10 protein-coding genes are annotated in these 17,454 nt (G+C 44.9%); all 10 read left to right on the plus strand.

The genetic code is table 11. The features are described 5' to 3' along the window. Nucleotides 1–358: 358 nt before the first annotated feature. The 10 genes from BR73_RS0107200 to BR73_RS0107245 all read left to right on the plus strand — a co-directional run bounded on the left by BR73_RS0107200 (nt 359) and on the right by BR73_RS0107245 (nt 17,305). On the plus strand, nt 359–2,770 hold the full coding sequence (locus BR73_RS0107200) for a TIM-barrel domain-containing protein (protein WP_081848563.1): 2,412 nt from the start codon (nt 359–361) through the stop codon (nt 2,768–2,770). Beyond that, nucleotides 2,754–3,926 carry a serine hydrolase domain-containing protein gene (locus tag BR73_RS0107205; protein ID WP_033164991.1) on the plus strand — a complete coding sequence of 391 codons (1,173 nt, stop codon included), beginning with the start codon at nt 2,754–2,756 and terminating at the stop codon, nt 3,924–3,926. The genes BR73_RS0107200 and BR73_RS0107205 overlap by 17 nt, the downstream gene beginning before the upstream one ends. Nucleotides 3,927–3,936: 10 nt before the next feature. Then, nucleotides 3,937–5,127 carry an MFS transporter gene (locus tag BR73_RS0107210; RefSeq protein WP_051685028.1) on the plus strand — a complete coding sequence of 397 codons (1,191 nt, stop codon included), beginning with the start codon at nt 3,937–3,939 and terminating at the stop codon, nt 5,125–5,127. A 108-nt stretch (nt 5,128–5,235) separates the two neighbouring features. Beyond that, nucleotides 5,236–7,587, plus strand: a complete 2,352-nt coding sequence (locus BR73_RS0107215) for an alpha/beta hydrolase-fold protein (RefSeq protein ID WP_033164992.1) — start codon at nt 5,236–5,238, stop codon at nt 7,585–7,587. Nucleotides 7,588–8,413: 826 nt separating this feature from the next. Next, nucleotides 8,414–10,375 (plus strand): right-handed parallel beta-helix repeat-containing protein, encoded by a 1,962-nt coding sequence (locus tag BR73_RS0107220; RefSeq protein ID WP_033164993.1) that lies wholly within the window; start codon nt 8,414–8,416, stop codon nt 10,373–10,375. 41 nt (nt 10,376–10,416) lie between these two features. Continuing rightward, nucleotides 10,417–11,337: an ABC transporter permease subunit gene (locus BR73_RS0107225; protein WP_033164994.1), complete on the plus strand. Its 921-nt coding sequence runs from the start codon at nt 10,417–10,419 to the stop codon at nt 11,335–11,337. 17 nt (nt 11,338–11,354) lie between these two features. Then, complete coding sequence (locus BR73_RS0107230; protein WP_197032628.1) at nt 11,355–12,272, plus strand: carbohydrate ABC transporter permease; 918 nt, start codon at nt 11,355–11,357, stop codon at nt 12,270–12,272. Between the two features lie 119 nt (nt 12,273–12,391). Further along, nucleotides 12,392–14,176 (plus strand): hypothetical protein, encoded by a 1,785-nt coding sequence (locus BR73_RS0107235; protein WP_033164996.1) that lies wholly within the window; start codon nt 12,392–12,394, stop codon nt 14,174–14,176. Nucleotides 14,177–14,437: 261 nt separating this feature from the next. Then, complete coding sequence (locus tag BR73_RS0107240; RefSeq protein ID WP_033167174.1) at nt 14,438–15,853, plus strand: family 43 glycosylhydrolase; 1,416 nt, start codon at nt 14,438–14,440, stop codon at nt 15,851–15,853. Nucleotides 15,854–15,973: 120 nt separating this feature from the next. Next, nucleotides 15,974–17,305 carry a glycoside hydrolase family 43 protein gene (locus tag BR73_RS0107245; RefSeq protein WP_081848755.1) on the plus strand — a complete coding sequence of 444 codons (1,332 nt, stop codon included), beginning with the start codon at nt 15,974–15,976 and terminating at the stop codon, nt 17,303–17,305. Nucleotides 17,306–17,454 lie beyond the last annotated feature (149 nt).

A 17,454-nucleotide genomic window follows, 5' to 3' on the forward strand; every position in this document is an offset into this window, starting at 1 on the left:
GGTATTAGAAATCCTTTTTTCTGAATATTTTCTGCTATCTTATCAAACAGATTGTTTGAGCGAAGCGAGTTGTCTGTTTGATAAGATGTCCAGCATAAAATATTCAGAAAATTAGGAATTCTTATACCTTGGAATGAAACATGAGTTCTTCTGTTTTTTTACAATTTTCCGTCCGTATGATGAGAAAGAGAACTTTTGACTCTCCAGTAATAGAATACATCTTCTATAAATAATAGAATACATCAATTAATTGATTTGATACATCATTGTAAGGCATTTACCATTAATTTATAATTATTTATTGGATATTAGAATGCAGTAATTTCGCTTATATACAGATAGTGGAGGAGATACCTTTATGTATTCAGAGATAAAGACCGGTAATAGCGGAGAGGAAATAGAATTTATAGAAGGAGAGAAGGCTCTGTTTACCGGGATAGAAAGGGTGAACAAAAATTTCATTCATATCGTTCATACCTTTAATCAGGAGGAGCCTGTAGAAAGTATTCTGGTTGAGAAGACAGAAGAAAAGGACACCGGCAGGGAAGCAGTTAATGAAGCGGAGTACTCTGAGGACGGCAGCCTGCTTATTCGGAATAGGCTGGGAGAAGTGGCAGTAAAAGAGGTGGAACACAGTCTTATAAAGAAAAAAATCTACCGATATCAAAAAGCGGAGACCTCCTCCTTCCGCCAAAAGCATACAGCAAACGGGGAAGTAACCTATCTCGATACGATTGAAAAGGAGTCAGGGGAGGAGGCCTATGAAGGCAGGCTTACCTTTGAAATAACAGGAGAGGAGTGTCTTTATGGACTCGGGCAGCACGAGGACGGAATATATAATTACCGCAACCAGAAGGAGTATCTGTTTCAGGCTAATATGAAAATCAGTATGCCGGTGCTGCTTTCTTCACGTAATTATGGTATTTTTATTGATTCGGAAAGTGCCATGACCTTTGAAAGTGAAGAGAACAGGGTCCATTTTACAATAGATACGGTCAAGTACCTTTCTTATTATATTATAACGGGTCAAAATCTGGAAGAAATCCAAAAATCGCTGCGTGAGCTTACAGGCAGAGCTCCCCTGCTGCCAAGGTGGGCTTTCGGCTATATCCAGAGCAGGGAACGTTATCAATCCGCAGAGGAACTTCTGGAGGTGGTAAAGCATTTTCGTGAGCTTGGAATACCCCTGGATTGTATTGTACAGGACTGGCTGACCTGGGAAGATGGCTTGTGGGGAGAAAAGACAGCGGATAAGAAAAGGTATCCTGATATTACGAAGTTGATTGACACCCTTCACAAACAGCAGGTAAAACTCATGGTTTCCATCTGGCCTAATATGTCGGAAGGTGGTAAGAACCTGCAGGAATTTAAAGAAAAGAATCTGCTCCTGCCAAACTCTTCGATTTATAATGCCTATGATGAGACCGCCAGGGAGATTTATTGGAAACAGTGTGAAGAGGAGTGGTTCCGGTCCGGAGTGGATGCCTGGTGGTGCGATAATTCTGAACCCTTTACAGACTCGGATTGGAACGGAGAGAAGAAAAAGACAGAGGAACAACGTTTCAAGCTGGTAACAGAGGAAGCCAAAAAGTCCATTGAATGGACCCGGCTTAACAGCTTTGGACTGTTCCATGCAAAAGGAATCTATGAGAACTGGCGTCGTTCCACCGGAGCAAAACGGGTGGTTAATCTGACCAGGTCCTCCTCTATATCAGGCCAGAAGTACGGAACCATTCTCTGGTCCGGAGACATCAGTGCAAAATGGTCCACCTTAAAGAAACAGATTACAGAGGGAATAAAGATTTCCATGACCGGCATCCCATATTGGACCCTGGATATCGGTGCCTTCTTTACGGTGAAGGATAAATGGGAGAACAGAGGCTGCGGAAGCAGTGGAAATCCCAATAAGCTTTGGTTCTGGGATGGAGACTACAATGACGGTGTACATGATCTGGGCTACAGGGAACTATATGTGAGGTGGTTTCAATATGGGACCTTCCTGCCGATGTTTCGTTCACACGGCACCGATACACCCAGGGAACCCTGGAATTTCGGCTCTCCGGGAGAAATATTCTATGACATTATTGTGAAATATATACGATTACGTTATCAGCTGCTGCCCTATATCTACTCTCTGGCAGCGAAAGTTCATTTTGATAATGCTGTCATGGTTCGCAGTCTGATGTTTGACTTCCCCCAGGATGAAAGAGTGAAAGAAATCAGTGATTCCTATTTATTTGGAAGAGCTTTGCTGATCTGTCCGGTTACGGAGCCTATGTATTACGGGGCTGACAGCCAACCCTTAAAGGATAGACCCAGAGAACGGGAGGTGTATCTGCCTGCAAACGCCCTGTGGTATGATTACTGGACCGGAAGGAGCTATGAGGGCGGGCAGACCATAGTGGCGGCAACGGAGTTGGATATCATACCGGTCTTTGTAAGAAGCGGTTCGATTCTCCCTCTGTCTGTACCTGGAGAATATGCAGAGGAAAACGGTGGAAGGATATCGGAGCTGCTGGTGTATATGGGAGCAGATGGTGAATTCAGACTGTATAACGATGAAGGGGATAATTATTCCTATGAAAATGGAAATTACTCCTGCATTCCCTTATCCTACAGGGACGAAGAAAGGACGCTGACCTTTGGAAAAGCAGAGGGGAGTTTATCATATCAGACAGATTTCAGGGTAAGATTTATCGAGGACGGGAAAAAAGGTGAGATAAATAATATTATTTATGAGGGAGAAGAAGCTTATGTCAAATGTAACTGATATAGACTGCCTGCTCAGTGGGTTTGTGAAGGAAGGACTGTCAGGCTGCGGTTTGGAAATAAAACAGCGTGGAGAGACCTTGTATGAAGGTTATTTCGGCTGCAGTGATATGGCATCAGGAAAGAAGGTCAGCAACGCATCCGTTTTTCGACAGGCATCTCTGTCCAAGCTACCTTTGTATACCGTTCTTATGATGCTCTATGAGAGAGGGGAATTTCTACTGACTGACCCGGTTTCAGACTATTTTCCCGAATGGAAGGACAGCAAAAGGATTGTAAAGCATCCAGATGGTTCTTTTACAATACAACCCACTCTCCGACCCATAAACATCAGTGATTTACTTACCATGAGATGTGGGCTTCCCTATTGCAACTTTCCCTCCGGTTCCGAAGATCCGGTGCTTAAGGCTATGGAAAAATGCATGAAGCCCTTATGGGAGAAGGGGCATTATACCCTTCGGGAACATATTGCCGTAATGGCAGAAGCTCCTCTGGCCTTTGAACCGGGAGAACACTGGCTCTATGGCTTCTCCAGCGAACTGGCGGCAGGCATTGTGGAAGCAGTCAGCGGAAAAGCCATTGAAGAGGTATTTCGTGAGCTGTTGTTCGAGCCTTTGGATATGGATGATACGGGAGCTCATTATTTTAGAGACATACAGGAGAGGATGGTAACGTTATATCAGAGAACAGAAGAAGGGGAACTGATTCCTGCAGTTACACCTTTTGATGAGAAGCATATCCCCGGGTCTGAACATCAATGCGGCTGGGCAAGGCTGTTCTCTACAGTCAATGATTATTCGAAGCTGGTTCAGATGCTTGCCAATGGCGGTGAGTATAAGGGAAAACGGCTTATGGGCAGGAAGACTATAGACCTGATGAGGACCAATGTCCTGAACCAGGAGCAGTTAAAGGAGTTCAGCAATGGATACAATGCCGGTTATGGTTATGGATATGGTGTGCGGACGCTTCTGAATCAGGGAGCTGGCCATCATAACGGGACCTTACAGGCTTTTGGCTGGACAGGAGGCTTCGGGACCTGGTGTGAGGCCGATCCGGAGGAGGGGCTGTCTATTGTGTATATGCATAATCTGATTCCAAGCAAAGAGGAATATTATCATCCACGTATACGTGCTGCCGCCTACGGTCTGCTAAGATAAGGGGGAGAATGTGGATAAAGATAATCAAAGGCTGTTCAGCCTCACTTACATATTGCTGACTTGTATAAACCTGATGACAGCTTTGGGATATAGTATGATTGCGACCATTATATCCCCTTATGCGGTAACACTGGGTGCAGGACTTACCCTGGCAGGGACCCTGTCGGGTATCTTTTCCCTGTCTGCACTGGTAATCAGACCTTTTAGCGGAATGGCTCTGGATATTCTGGACAAAAGAAATATTTGTCTTCTTTCCACCCTGCTTATGGGAGTGTCCTTTGCAGGGTATGCCATAGCGCCTAACATAGCTGTCATGCTCTTTTTCCGTATTCTTCATGGTATGGCCTTTGGAATCAATGGTACCGCTATTCTGGTGCTGATAAGTGAAGTCCTGCCAGAAAAGCGTCTGGGAGAAGGAATTGGATATTTCGGACTGGGTCAGATTGTTGCTCAGATTATTGGACCCAATGCCGGTATTGCCATTAAGGGACGTTTTGGATATCAATTTCTGTTCTTTATAATTGCTGGTTTAACCTTATTGTCGGTAGGGCTTTTGCTTCTGATAAAAAGGGAAAAACCAGGAACTGAGAAAGTTTTAAAAGTGAAAAAAACCTTTAGCAGAAAAAATATCCTGGCGAAGGAGTGTCTGGTATATGCATTGGTCGGAGGATTGTTCTCATTAGGTAATGGTGTTACCACTTCATTTCTGGTGCTTGTGGGAGAGGAGAGGAATATCTCCGGTATCGGCATTTTCTTTACGGTCAATGCGGTGGTACTGCTGGTGATGCGGCTGCTGATGGGCAGAGTGATCGACAGGATTGGCCTTGGGATTATCGTGAATATTTCTCTGGCCCTTACAGCGGCTTCCATGTTCTTTCTCGGTATCTCCCAGGGGCTTTTGCTATTTCTGGCAGCAGGAGTCTTAAAAGCAGCCGGTCAGGGGGGCGGTCAGATTTCTCTGCAGTCGGCCTGTATACGGAAGGTAGAGCCTGCAAGGGTCGGTATTGCGACCAGTACCTACTTTATCGGTGCAGACATCGGTCAGGGGCTGGGACCGGTGCTGGGAGGCAGAATCTCGGAAGCTTTCAGCTATCGGGGGATGTATCTTGGTACAGCAGTCCTTATGCTTTTAGGAATCCTGGTTTTTAACCTCTATCAGGGGAAGAACAGAAGGCTGGTCAGCGAAGCTGCGGGACTTTAAGCTACTGTATTTTAGGCTGCGAGACTTTAAGAAAAAAGTAATGTCAGTTTATGAAAGAGCTCAGGTTTAACATACAAATATTCTTAATATCAAAAGGAGAAGGTAGATATGAAGAAAGTAGAAAATCAGGCAGTATCCTGTCATCAGTTATTTTTTGATCCGCTGAATCAAAAGGTTGCATTCCAGGAAGGCGGCAATGGTTTGGAAAGTATGCATTACGTACCCGCCAGAGAAGGGGTCAGAGTCTATGAAAACGGTGAGGTGGAGTTCTGTTATTATGCGCCGGGAGCTGTAAAAGTCACAGTTGCAGGCATCAGTGGTACCATGAGCCGGGAACCGGTAGAACTGAATCCGGAGGGTGATGGGTATTTTTCCGTAAAGGTTTCGGGAATCCAACCGGGGTTTCATTATCATAACTGGTTCGTGGACGGCATACAGGTCAGAAACTCTCTGGGAGCATTTTGTTACGGTTGTTTTGAGCCTATTAATTTCTTTGAGGTACCGGAGGGGAAAGAGGATTTTTATTTTCTGAAAGAGGTTCCCCATGGAGAGGTGCAGATGGAATTGTACCGTTCCCGTGTGAACGGACATGTAAAGAACTGCTATATCTACACTCCGCCGGGTTATCAGAAACAGACGGATAGAACCTACCCCGTGCTCTATGTCCAGCACGGTGTAGGTGAAAATGAGACCGGCTGGCTGTGGAACGGGAAATTGAATTTTATCCTGGATAATCTGCTGGCAGAGGGAAAATGCAGTGAAATGCTGGTGGTCATGTGCAGCGGTTATGCTTTTAGAGAAGGGGAGGACCCGGTTTTTTATCCAGGTGATTTTGACAGGGAGCTGACAGAGGATGTGATACCTTTTATTCAGGAGAAGTTCAGGGTCAAAAGAGGCAGGGAGAACAGAGCCATTGCCGGCCTGTCCCTGGGTTCCGCCCAGGCTTCTCTTACGGCAGCCAGACATCCGGAACTGTTCTCTGCTTTGGGGGTATTCTCAGGAGTTGCCATCCAGGAGTTGGACAGTATAACAGAAAGCGGAAAGAAATACCCTTATTATGTTCTCTTATCTGCAGGAGAAGGAGAAACAGGACTTCTTCCACAGCAGGAGTTATATAGGGATAAACTCAGAGCGGCGGGAATTACCTGCGACAGTTATGCTTTTCAAGGCTACCATGAATGGCATGTATGGAGAAAAAGCCTTGCTGCTTTCGTACAGAAGATCTTCAGGGAAGAAAGGCCGGATTCGCCGGAGGAGGTTCTGCTATATTCCAGGGAACCGCAAATGTCATACGAGCCTGAAAACACAGAGGGTGAAATTTCTCCCAGACAGACCTATGAAATGCAGCCTTTATTCTTTGACCCGGTATACAAGGGGGTAATCTTTGCAGTAGATGAAAAGGGAAGGCCGGCGGGACGTTATAAGGATCTGCAGCCCGGGGTGGTAATAAAGGAACCGGGAAGGGCGGAATTTTATTTTAAAGCCCCCGGTGCGAAAAAAGTAGAGGCTCAGATTCTTGGAATGGAACGGGTCCTGCTGGAAAAAGCCCAAGGAACTCTGGGAGAAGAGGGTTATTGGAAGGGAATGGCAGAGGGGATTGAACCGGGATTCCATTACCATGAATATTTTGTAAATGAAGTACCTGTAATCAATCCTTTGGCACCGGTAGGTTACGGCTGCTTTAAACCTATGAACTTCCTCGAAATGCCGGAGCCGGAATTTGACCTGTATCTTTTAAAGTCCGTGCCTCATGGAAGCATACATATGAATTATTATCTATCCTCCCAAACCGGCCGTATGAAAATGTGCTATGTTTACACCCCGCCGGGATATGAGAAAGAGAAGGAGAAAACCTATCCCATCCTTTATCTGCAGCATGGCGGCGGAGAAAATGAGATCGGCTGGATCTGGCAGGGGAAGATATGCAATATCCTGGACAATCTTCTGGCGGAGAAGAAAGCCAAGGAAATGATTGTGGTCATGAACACCGGTTACAGCTTCCGGCCGGACGGAACAAGCCATCCGCTGTTAGGCTCCGTAGGAGATGAAATTGTTAAGGACTGTATACCCTTTATCGACAGATACTATCGAACCCGGGCTGACAGAGAACATAGAGCCATGGCAGGTTTATCCATGGGCGGAATGCAGACCCAGCGGACCGTATTCCACAATACAGAGCAATTTGCCTGGGCCGGTATATTCAGCGGAGGTCTGGTTATTCAGAACAAGGAGGAGGATTACAGGCAGCTGCTTCAGGACCCTGCTGTCTTTCAGGAGGTCTTTAAACTCCTTTATGTAGCCTGTGGTAAGCAGGAGGGATTTTATGAGGAGACTCTTAAAAATTCAGAAAAAGTGAAAGGATATGGGATTCCTCTGGTGACTTTCTTTGACAAAGGGTATCATGACTGGACCTTCTGGCGGCATTGTGCTGCTGACTTTCTGCAGATAGTATTCTTCTGATTGTGTCAGGGGCTTAATGTCATGTATGCTTAGTTATGAGAAGATTTTTCAGCCAGTAGGGTGAAACAAGCCAATGAGGTTTAGATTAATATAAAAATTAAAGTAAAGAGAACAGCCAGATCAATAGGTTGTTCTCTTTCTTTGTATTCACAATAAAAATAAACGCATCTGTTATGCAGGTGCGTTCTCAAACAGCTTTAGCTTCAAGTTAAAAGCAGTGAGTAAAATCACCGTTATTGGCTCTTTTACATAGCGCATAGCTAAATCTAAAAATGAAAAGCACATAATTGTTACTGGCGGCTTTGAATCTGATGCAAATCAAGGCCGCTAGCCTCTTTAGAGGCAAGCAGGAATAAAGGCTATAGCCCCAGAGCAAACCACCAGCTGAGCTTAGCTAAGCTAGTGGTCCTGATTTTTATTATTGTAATAATCCAGTAAATAGCGGCTGGGTCAAAATTAACATAAATCTGACAGCCGACCTGGGGGTATACCTTAATATAGTTCATATTAACATGAGTATATATCATTGTTTCATAATGATTTGTTATATATAATGTAATTATTAAACAAAATACACAAATGTTCTATAGGTTCAAATTTATATTATTGCTATTCGGTGCCATTATTTAATTTTTTAAATAAATATTTGGATATAATGTATAAAATTGCGTTTTAGATTATGAGAGTATCAAACAACGTATGAAGATAGTAATCAGAATAAGGATAGCAAACGAAGGTATGAAACAGTAGACAATGTATGGATAGCAATCAGCATATGTAGACAGCAAGAAATATAGCATATCAGTGACAGGAATGGGAGGAGTATATGGCTCAGGACAGGACTTTGCAGTTACCGGACGGAAGTTATTTTGATTTATGGGAAATAGAGCAGGAGTACGAAACAGAACTTCATGTGGATGGGAAACATCCTGCTGCCTCGGATGAAAATGACGGAAGTCCAGGTCAGCCTCTTAAGACAATCAATGCAGCGGCTGCCAGAGCATATCCGGGTACCCGGGTATGGATCCATGGAGGAGTTTACCGGGAATGTGTCCGTCCGGCCAGAGGCGGAGAAGGAAGCCATAAAATGATTTCCTATGAAGCATATGGAGATGGAGAGGTTCTTATAAAAGCTTCTGTGGAGGCTAAACAATTCAGGAGAAGCGAAGGCTGGAACCTCCGGCGTTTTTCACCGGAAGGCTTCAAGGAAGAAGGTTCGGCTGTAATCTGGGAAATAAAGCTGAATCCGGAAGATTTCAAAGGCTATAATCCTTTCTGTGCCGTGAATATACTGCATGACCGGTTATTTATAGAATATGACAAGACGGATATGACCACCTATCTGAACAGAAGGGGTATGGTCTTCTGCGATGGTAAACCCCTTTATCAGGTCTCTCTGTTCAATCAGCTTGCAGACCATCCCGGATCCTATTGGGTGGAAGCAAACGGACAGACTGTACATTTCAGACTTTGGGATGACGGAGACCCCAAGGAGCACACCATAGAGCTTACAAACAGAGAACAGTGCTTTGCTCCGGAAATTCCTTTCTTATCCTATATTAAAGTAAAAGGCCTGACTTGTGCTCATAGTGCAACGGGCGCACCGGTACCCCAAAGAGGAGCTCTCTCCTGTTTCAGGGGGCATCATTGGATTATCGAAGATTGTACCATAGACTGGTCAAATGGCGTGGGAATAGATATCGGCAATGAATGCTGGCATCACACTTTTTCGGAGGAACAGGTCATTGGGTCGGTAATCATTCGAAGGTGCCGGATCTTCAATGCCGGAGTGTGCGGCATAGCCGGGCTCTTTGCAAAAAATATACTGGTGGAAGACAACCTCATTGAGGGAACGGGCTGGCAGAGGATGGAGCTATCCTGGGAGGCAGGAGGAATCAAGGTGCATGACTGTACGGGCAGCCTGATCAGACGAAATATTTTTACCAGGACCCACGGTGCAGACCATCTGTGGATGGATATGGGGAATGAGAACAACCGAATTACTCAGAACCTCTTTCTGGATGGAATAAACCAGAGAGAAGCTATTTTTATAGAATGCAGCAGGGATGGCATCAATCTGATTGACCATAATATTTTCTGGAATATAGAAGGACGCTTTGATCCGAAGCAGATACCAGAAGAACCCGGTTCCACCGGCTGGTATAAGCTGGAGGAAACAAGTGTGGTCAATGGTTATGCCGTATATGGTGAGGGCACGGATCACATCCATATGGTGAATAATTTCATCGGAAAATGCCGGAGCGCCGGTTATTATGCCAAGACGGTAGCCTTCCGGATAGCCTGGAAACGAGGCGGAACCTCCAGAGATGCAAAAATCTGGAATAATATATTTTATGACTGTAAGGAAGCGGCAGTGAAATTTCCAACGGAGCATAATGAGTCGGAGGGAAATCTCTATCTGAATATGCCGGGAGGATACCTTCGGATACTCTACCCCGCCCCCACGGCATGTCTTGACCTGCAGGCCTGGCAGGAGTTCTATGGTCTGGACCTGGAGGGACAGGAGGGGCGTTTGGAGGTAGATATTGATACGGAGAACTATACCCTTGAAATCAGAAAAGCAAAGGAACAAAAAGGCTTTCCGGGACGCCATGCCGGGAAGGCACCCTATCTGGAAAACCTCTCAGATATCCATAAAGTAAAAGCCAGATTTATAACCGGCAGTGACTTCTTTGGAAATACGGCAGAGGAGGATACCTGTTTACCCGGGCCTTTTGGTAAACTCCTGGAGAATCAGGTAATATCCATCGATCCCCGCAGACTGTAATGACAGGCTTTACTTCATACTCTAAAACAAGGAGAGAAATCATGAAGCTATTACAAAATAAAAAGAAACTGAGATCCTATAAGGAATTCCTTTATATTCTGCCCTTTATCCTGCTGGTTGCCGTTTTTGCTTATTATCCTCTTTATGGCTGGTTATATGCCTTCTTTGATTACAGGCCCCCCCAGCCGCTTACCATGGAGAGCTTCGTAGGACTTAAATGGTTCAAATCCCTTGTCTCCAACCAGGTAAAGACGAAGCAGATCCTGAACGTTCTGACCAATACCCTGGTCATGAGCGGAATTACCGTTGGAACTTCCTGGCTTCCCATGATTTTTGCGGTATTCTTAAATGAAATAAAATGTATTCCCTTTCGAAAGGCCGTACAGACAGTAACAACCATTCCGAACTTTATCAGCTGGGTGCTGGTGTATTCCGTTGCCTTTAATATCTTTAACAATACCGGTGTGGTGAATCATCTGCTGGTATCCACAGGAATACTGGAAAAACCCGTTCAATTTCTCCAGGCCTCCGATCATGTCTGGCTTACCCAGTGGTTCTGGCTAACCTGGAAGAATCTTGGGTGGGCGGCAATTATGTATATAGCGGCTATTACAGGAATTGACGAAGAACTCTTTGAAGCTGCCAGAGTGGATGGAGCCACCAGGATGCAGATGATCCGCTATATCACCATACCAAGTATATTACCGACATATTTTGTACTGCTGATGTTAAGCATCGCAAGCTTTCTTTCAAACGGTATGGAACAGTATTATGTCTTCCAGAATGCCTTTAACAAGGAAAAGATCCAGGTATTGGATCTCTATGTGTTCAACCTGGCAATGGGAAGCGGAAGCTATTCCGTGGCAACGGCCCTGAGCATACTGAAAAGTATTATCAGCCTTATACTGCTTAGTGTGGCAAATGGTATTTCAAAACTGGTAAGAGGCGAGAGCTTTTTATAGCAAGGAGGAATGTTGTGGTGAAGGGAATCAGAAAAAGATTTAAAAAACAAAGTTTTGGTGATGCGGTTATCAGTGTCTTTACCTATGTATTTTTCGCTGCCTTTGCATTTATATGTATTTATCCGTTTTATTATATCTTTATTAACACCATCAGCTCCAACGAATTGAGCCAGAAAGGGTTGATTATTTTCCTGCCAAGGGAGCTGCACATTCAAAATTATCTGAAAGCTATAAAAATTCCCGGATTACTGGATGCTGCGATGATTTCAGTAGGCAGAACCGTTATTGGTACCTTGCTTACGGTAGGGACGACTGCTTTCCTGGGGTTTATGTTTACCAGAGAAACCCTGTGGTGCAGGAAATTCTGGTATCGTTTCGTAATCATTACCATGTATTTTAATGCAGGTATTATTCCCTGGTTCCTTACCATGCGAAATCTGCATCTTACAAATAATTTCTGGGGTTATATACTGCCGGCTGTCGTATCGCCTTTTTATATTATTCTGGCAAAGACCTTTGTGGAGTCCATTCCAAAGGAATTGCAGCAGGCAGCGGAAATCGACGGGGCCGGAACCATGAAAATATTTCTGCGGGTCATTATGCCTGTAATCAAGCCGATTATGGCAACAGTGGCAATCTTCGCAGCGGTGGGACAATGGAATGCTTTTCAGGATACCCTGCTGTTAATGACCGATGATAAGCTGTACAGCCTTCAGTTCATCCTGTACCAGTATATTAATCAGGCAAGCTCCTTAAAGCAGCTGGTTAATTCCTCCAGCAGTTCTGCAGTAGCGCAGAGTATCGCCACTGTTCAGACGGCAACGTCCATCCGTATGACGGTCACCATTCTTGTTGTCGCACCAATCCTTCTGATCTATCCGATATTCCAACGATACTTTGTTAAGGGTATTATGATAGGTGCAGTAAAGGGTTAAAGAAGCTTGTCCTTCCGGCTTTGATACCTTAGTAAGACTGAGCATTAAATGTTAAATTTCAATGGAATATAAGAGGATGAAGACATCTTTTTATAGAATAAAAAAGAGGAGGATTTACTATGAGGAAGAGAAAGCTTGTAAAGGGTTTACTGGCAGTTCTGTGTGTGCTTTCCTTAGCCGTGACAGGCTGCTCCAAAGGCAACAATGCGGTTAACAATACTCCGGCAGGCACAAACAGCCAGTCAGGAACAGACAGTCCAACAACTCCGGTATCGGGAGAGATTGACCACACAAAGACCCTTACCCTTGAGGTCTATGATGTGGCAGCCAATTACCAGGGTATGCAAAGCGGATGGTTTGCAAAAGTCATAAAAGATAAATTCAATCTGGAACTGAATATCATCGCACCCCAGGCCTCCGGTAACGGAGAGGCTCTGTACCAGACACGGACAGCTGCAGGAAAGCTGGGAGACATCATACTGCTTGATAATTCACCCCTTCAGGATTGTATTAAAGCGGGACTGATTGCAGATATCAGCAGTGATGTCCAGAACAGCACCAACTTAAGTCAGTATTATGACCAGTATAAGACCTACAACGCAGGGCTTGAAGGAAACAGTGAAGGAAAAATCTATGGTATGCCCTGCCAGATAACCAATACCTCACCCACCACTTACAGTGATACGGAAGTTTATATCAGTCCAATGCTGCCTTGGGATTATTATACGGAAATCGGTTCTCCCGAAATGAAGAACCTGGAGGATCTGCTGGATGTTCTGCAGAAGATACAGACCGCACATCCTGCTAACGATGCAGGCGATCCCAACTATGCTTTTTCTCTTTGGCCTGACTGGGATAAAGGCGGTACACAGATAACCATGGAAACAGCTACCCAGCTGACCAAGATGTATGGCTATGAGGTCAACGGTTCCATTATGCTTGGTAATAACGGGGACATAAAAGAGGTTACCGATGATGATGGCGCTTATTACAAGATGCTGAAATTCTTCTTTGATGCAAATCAGAGAGGTCTTGTAGACCCGGATTCCGGTACCCAGAACTGGGACACTGCCTGCACAAAAATGAAGAATAAACAGGTATTGTTGTTCTGGTATTCCTGGCAGAGAGGTTTCTGGAATACACCGGACCGTGCAAATGAAAGAAATGCTTATATCTATACACCCGTTGAAGACATGAATTTCTATCAGCCCTCCGATTCATATTACGGAGACGGCAGAGCATTTGCCCTGGGAGCTCATATGGAAGGTAATGACAGAGCAAGAGCGATTGAATTTCTGGATTGGCTGATCAGCCCGGAAGGTCTTCAGTTCATTCATGACGGTATCCCTGACTGGAGCTATACGAAAGGGGAGGACGGCAAGTATACGCTTACAGAGGACGGTCTCTATGGTCTGATGGAGAATCGTACCGTACCCGATGAATGGGGCGGCGGTGGATTTGATGACGGAAACAGTAAGATCAATCAATGGCCTCTGCATTCCGTATCCATCAATCCAAATACAAAAGAACCCTATAACAGCAATTACTGGAGCTCTTATCTGGAGGCTAATAAGACCACTATGACCAAGGAATGGAGCGAGAAATACGGTGCAGCCAATCAGGTGGCACTGCTGGAAAGTACCGGGCAGTTAAAACCTGTTCCTAATGTAAATATTATCCTTCCCAGTGATACTACCGATGTTGCCCTTATCAGAAGCCAGTGCGCCAGCCTGATCTGCGATACCTCCTGGAGAATGGTCTTTGCAGGCAGCGAAGACGAGTTTCAATCCATGTGGACGGAAATGAAGACCATGTTAGAGGGTCTTGACTGGAAACAGCTGGTTGAGTTTGATAAAGCAAAATTCCAGAAAGTAATCGAAGCCAGACAAGCAGCAGTGAAATAATAGAAATTTCAAACTGTAAGAATATAAAGGGTGCACCTGCCAGGAGAAAAGCCGTAAGGCTTTACCGACGGCGGGTGTACCCACATTTTATCCCGGTGTGACAGGATAGCAGCAGTTCTTAGAATAGGTCAATGATTCAAGGTAATGTATCATTGTCTGGTATAGGGAAGTATTTTATAATTAGTTTTAGTCATCATGCTATTGGGCCTGGTGGTATAGTAAAGTCCCGGTAGGAACCCGGGAGGAGAGGGGGAATTGACATTGAAGAAACAGGCATTTAATCCCTATCTGCCGTCATGGGAATATATACCTGACGGAGAACCTTATGTGTTTGGTGACCGTGTTTATGTATACGGCTCCCATGACCGTTTTCGTGGAAATGCTTATTGTTTGAATGATTATGTATGCTGGTCCGCAGGGATCGATGATCTGGGTAACTGGCGTTATGAAGGCGTGATATATAGAAAGGAAGCAGATCCCCTGAACAGGGATGGCAGCATGTGTCTTTATGCACCAGATGTAACGGTAGGTCCGGATGGACGGTTTTATCTGTATTATGTACTTGATAAGGTCAGCATAGTTTCCGTTGCCGTCTGCAACGAACCGGCAGGAGAATATGAATTCTATGGTTATGTCCATTACGCTGACGGAACACGCCTGGGTGAAAGAACAGGGGATGAGCCTCAGTTCGATCCGGGAGTACATACGGAGGGAGACAGGACTTATTTATATACCGGTTTCTGCTTCCGGGGAGACAGAAGCAGAAGCGGTCCCATGGTTACGGTACTGGGACAGGATATGCTCACCATTGTGGAGGAGACGGTATTTGTTGCTCCCAGCGAACCCTTTAGCAAAGGGAGTTCCTTTGAAGGGTATGCTTTTTTTGAAGCGCCTTCCATTCGGAAGAGGGGAGATACCTATTATTTCATTTATTCCTCTGTTGCAATGCATGAGTTATGTTATGCCACCAGTAAATCGCCTACCAAAGATTTTGTATACCGGGGAGTGGTAAGCAGCAATTGTGATTTGCATATTTCTTCTTATAAACCTGCCGGTAAACCCATGTATTACGGTTCCAATAATCACGGTAGTATAATCGATATCAACGGTCAGTGGTATATATTTTATCATCGTCATACCGACGGAACGAACTTCAGCAGACAGGGCTGTGCAGAACCCATACAATTCAGGGAAGACGGCAGCATTATCCAGCCGGAAATGACTTCCTGCGGCTTAAATGGCGGACCTTTGGAAGGAAAAGGTGAATATCCGGCCTACATAGCCTGCAATTTGTTCTGCAGTGTAGAGGAAATGTATACGGCACCGGGAGGAATGTGGATGGACAGCCGATTCCCGAAAATTACCCAGGATGGCAGGGATGGTGATGAAGAAGAGGGATATATACAGAATATGAGAGAAGCTGCCACAGCGGGCTTTAAATACTTTAAATGCAGGGATATCAAAAAGATTGGAATAAAGGTAAGGGGATACTGCAGGGGTGAATTTCAGGTGAAGATTTCCTGGGATGGAGAAAGCCTTGGAAGTATTCCGGTTGAATACAGCAACATCTGGAAAGAATATACCGCTGATATTACAATACCGGAGGGTATACAGGCCATTTATCTTACCTACCGTGGAGAGGGCAGTGCAGCCTTAAAGTCCTTTACACTATTTTAAATAAAAGAAAGGATGCCTATCAGGTTACTTTGCGAGGTTATTAACAAAAGCAGCTGGCAAGCGCCTGATATATATGGCACCGTATTCGCAGGTTTACCAGAATACGGAAGGGTATGGAGAATGAAAAAAGAAACAGTAGTTAAAAGAAATCCGGTGATACAGACGATGTACACATCAGATCCCGCTCCCATGGTATCTGGAGATACGATTTATTTATATACCGGACACGATGAGGATGGTTCTACCTGGTTTACCATGAATGACTGGAGATGTTTTTCTTCAAAAGATATGGTCAATTGGACGGATCATGGTTCACCGCTGGCTTTTATGGATTTTACCTGGGCCAGAGGAGATGCCTGGGCAGGTCAGTGTATTGAAAGAAACAATAAATTCTACTTTTATGTACCAATGAATAAAAAAGGAGGCCAGATGGCTGTAGGAGTAGCTGTCTCTGACAGCCCCACAGGTCCCTTTACAGACCCTCTGGGTCATCCGCTGGTGGAGACCGGGACAGGAGACATCGATCCTACGGTCTTTGTAGACGATGACGGTCAGGCCTATCTATACTGGGGCAATCCTCATCTTTGGTATGTGAAACTAAAGGACGATATGATATCCTACGACGAGACCACCGGTATTGTTCAGGTACCGTTAACGGAGGAGAGCTTTGGAAAACGGACAGGGAATCCGGAACGGGCAACACTCTATGAAGAAGGCCCCTGGTTTTATAAGCGAAATGGATTGTACTATATGGTCTACGCTGCCAGCGGAATTCCTGAAAACATTGCATACTCCACCAGTACCAGCCCTACTGGCCCCTGGACCTACAGAGGAGTCATCATGCCCACAGAAGGAGGCAGCTTTACGAATCATCCAGGTATCATAGATTATAAGGGAAACTCCTACTTTTTTTACCATAACGGAGCATTGCCGGGAGGCAGCGGTTTTACCCGTTCGGTATGCGTGGAGCAGTTTCAGTATGAAGAGGATGGTGCTTTTCCGGTACTCCATATGACAGAAGAAGGTGTGTCACCTGTTGGATGCCTTAATCCTTATATTAGGAATGAGGCAGAGACCATTGCCTGGTCACAGGGCATCAAGACGGAAAGCTGCAGCCAGGGCGGCATAAATGTATGCAATATTGATGACGGGGATTATATCCGGGTAAGTAGTGTGGATTTTGGAGAAGCTGGTCCGGATACCTTTCATGTATGTGCTGCCAGTGCCTCCGGTGGCGGAACAATAGAAATACATGCGGATACTTTGGAAGGGCCGCTGCTTGGAAGTGTTGAGATACCAGATACCGGTGCCTGGGATAATTGGAGCTTGGTAAGCGAAAGAGTTGAAAAAATCCAGGGAATTCATGAACTTTACTTTACTTTTCATGGTAATCCCTCCGGCAATCTGTTTAAATTGGATTATTGGAAATTTGAAGCTAAGATAGAAGAATAACAATTATTCATGAGCTGTTTTTAGGAGCAGCTCATGAGCCGGTAAGCCCAGGAAGGATAGCTTTGAAAATCTACGGGGAGATTGACTTACATTTCTTCATTTAAGTGTTAACATGAAGAAATGTAAGAACTATAAATGTAAGTTAATCT

Origin of the sequence: Clostridium sp. KNHs205, from assembly GCF_000702945.1 — a bacterium.
Taxonomy (GTDB): Bacteria; Bacillota; Clostridia; order Lachnospirales; family Lachnospiraceae; genus Anaerocolumna.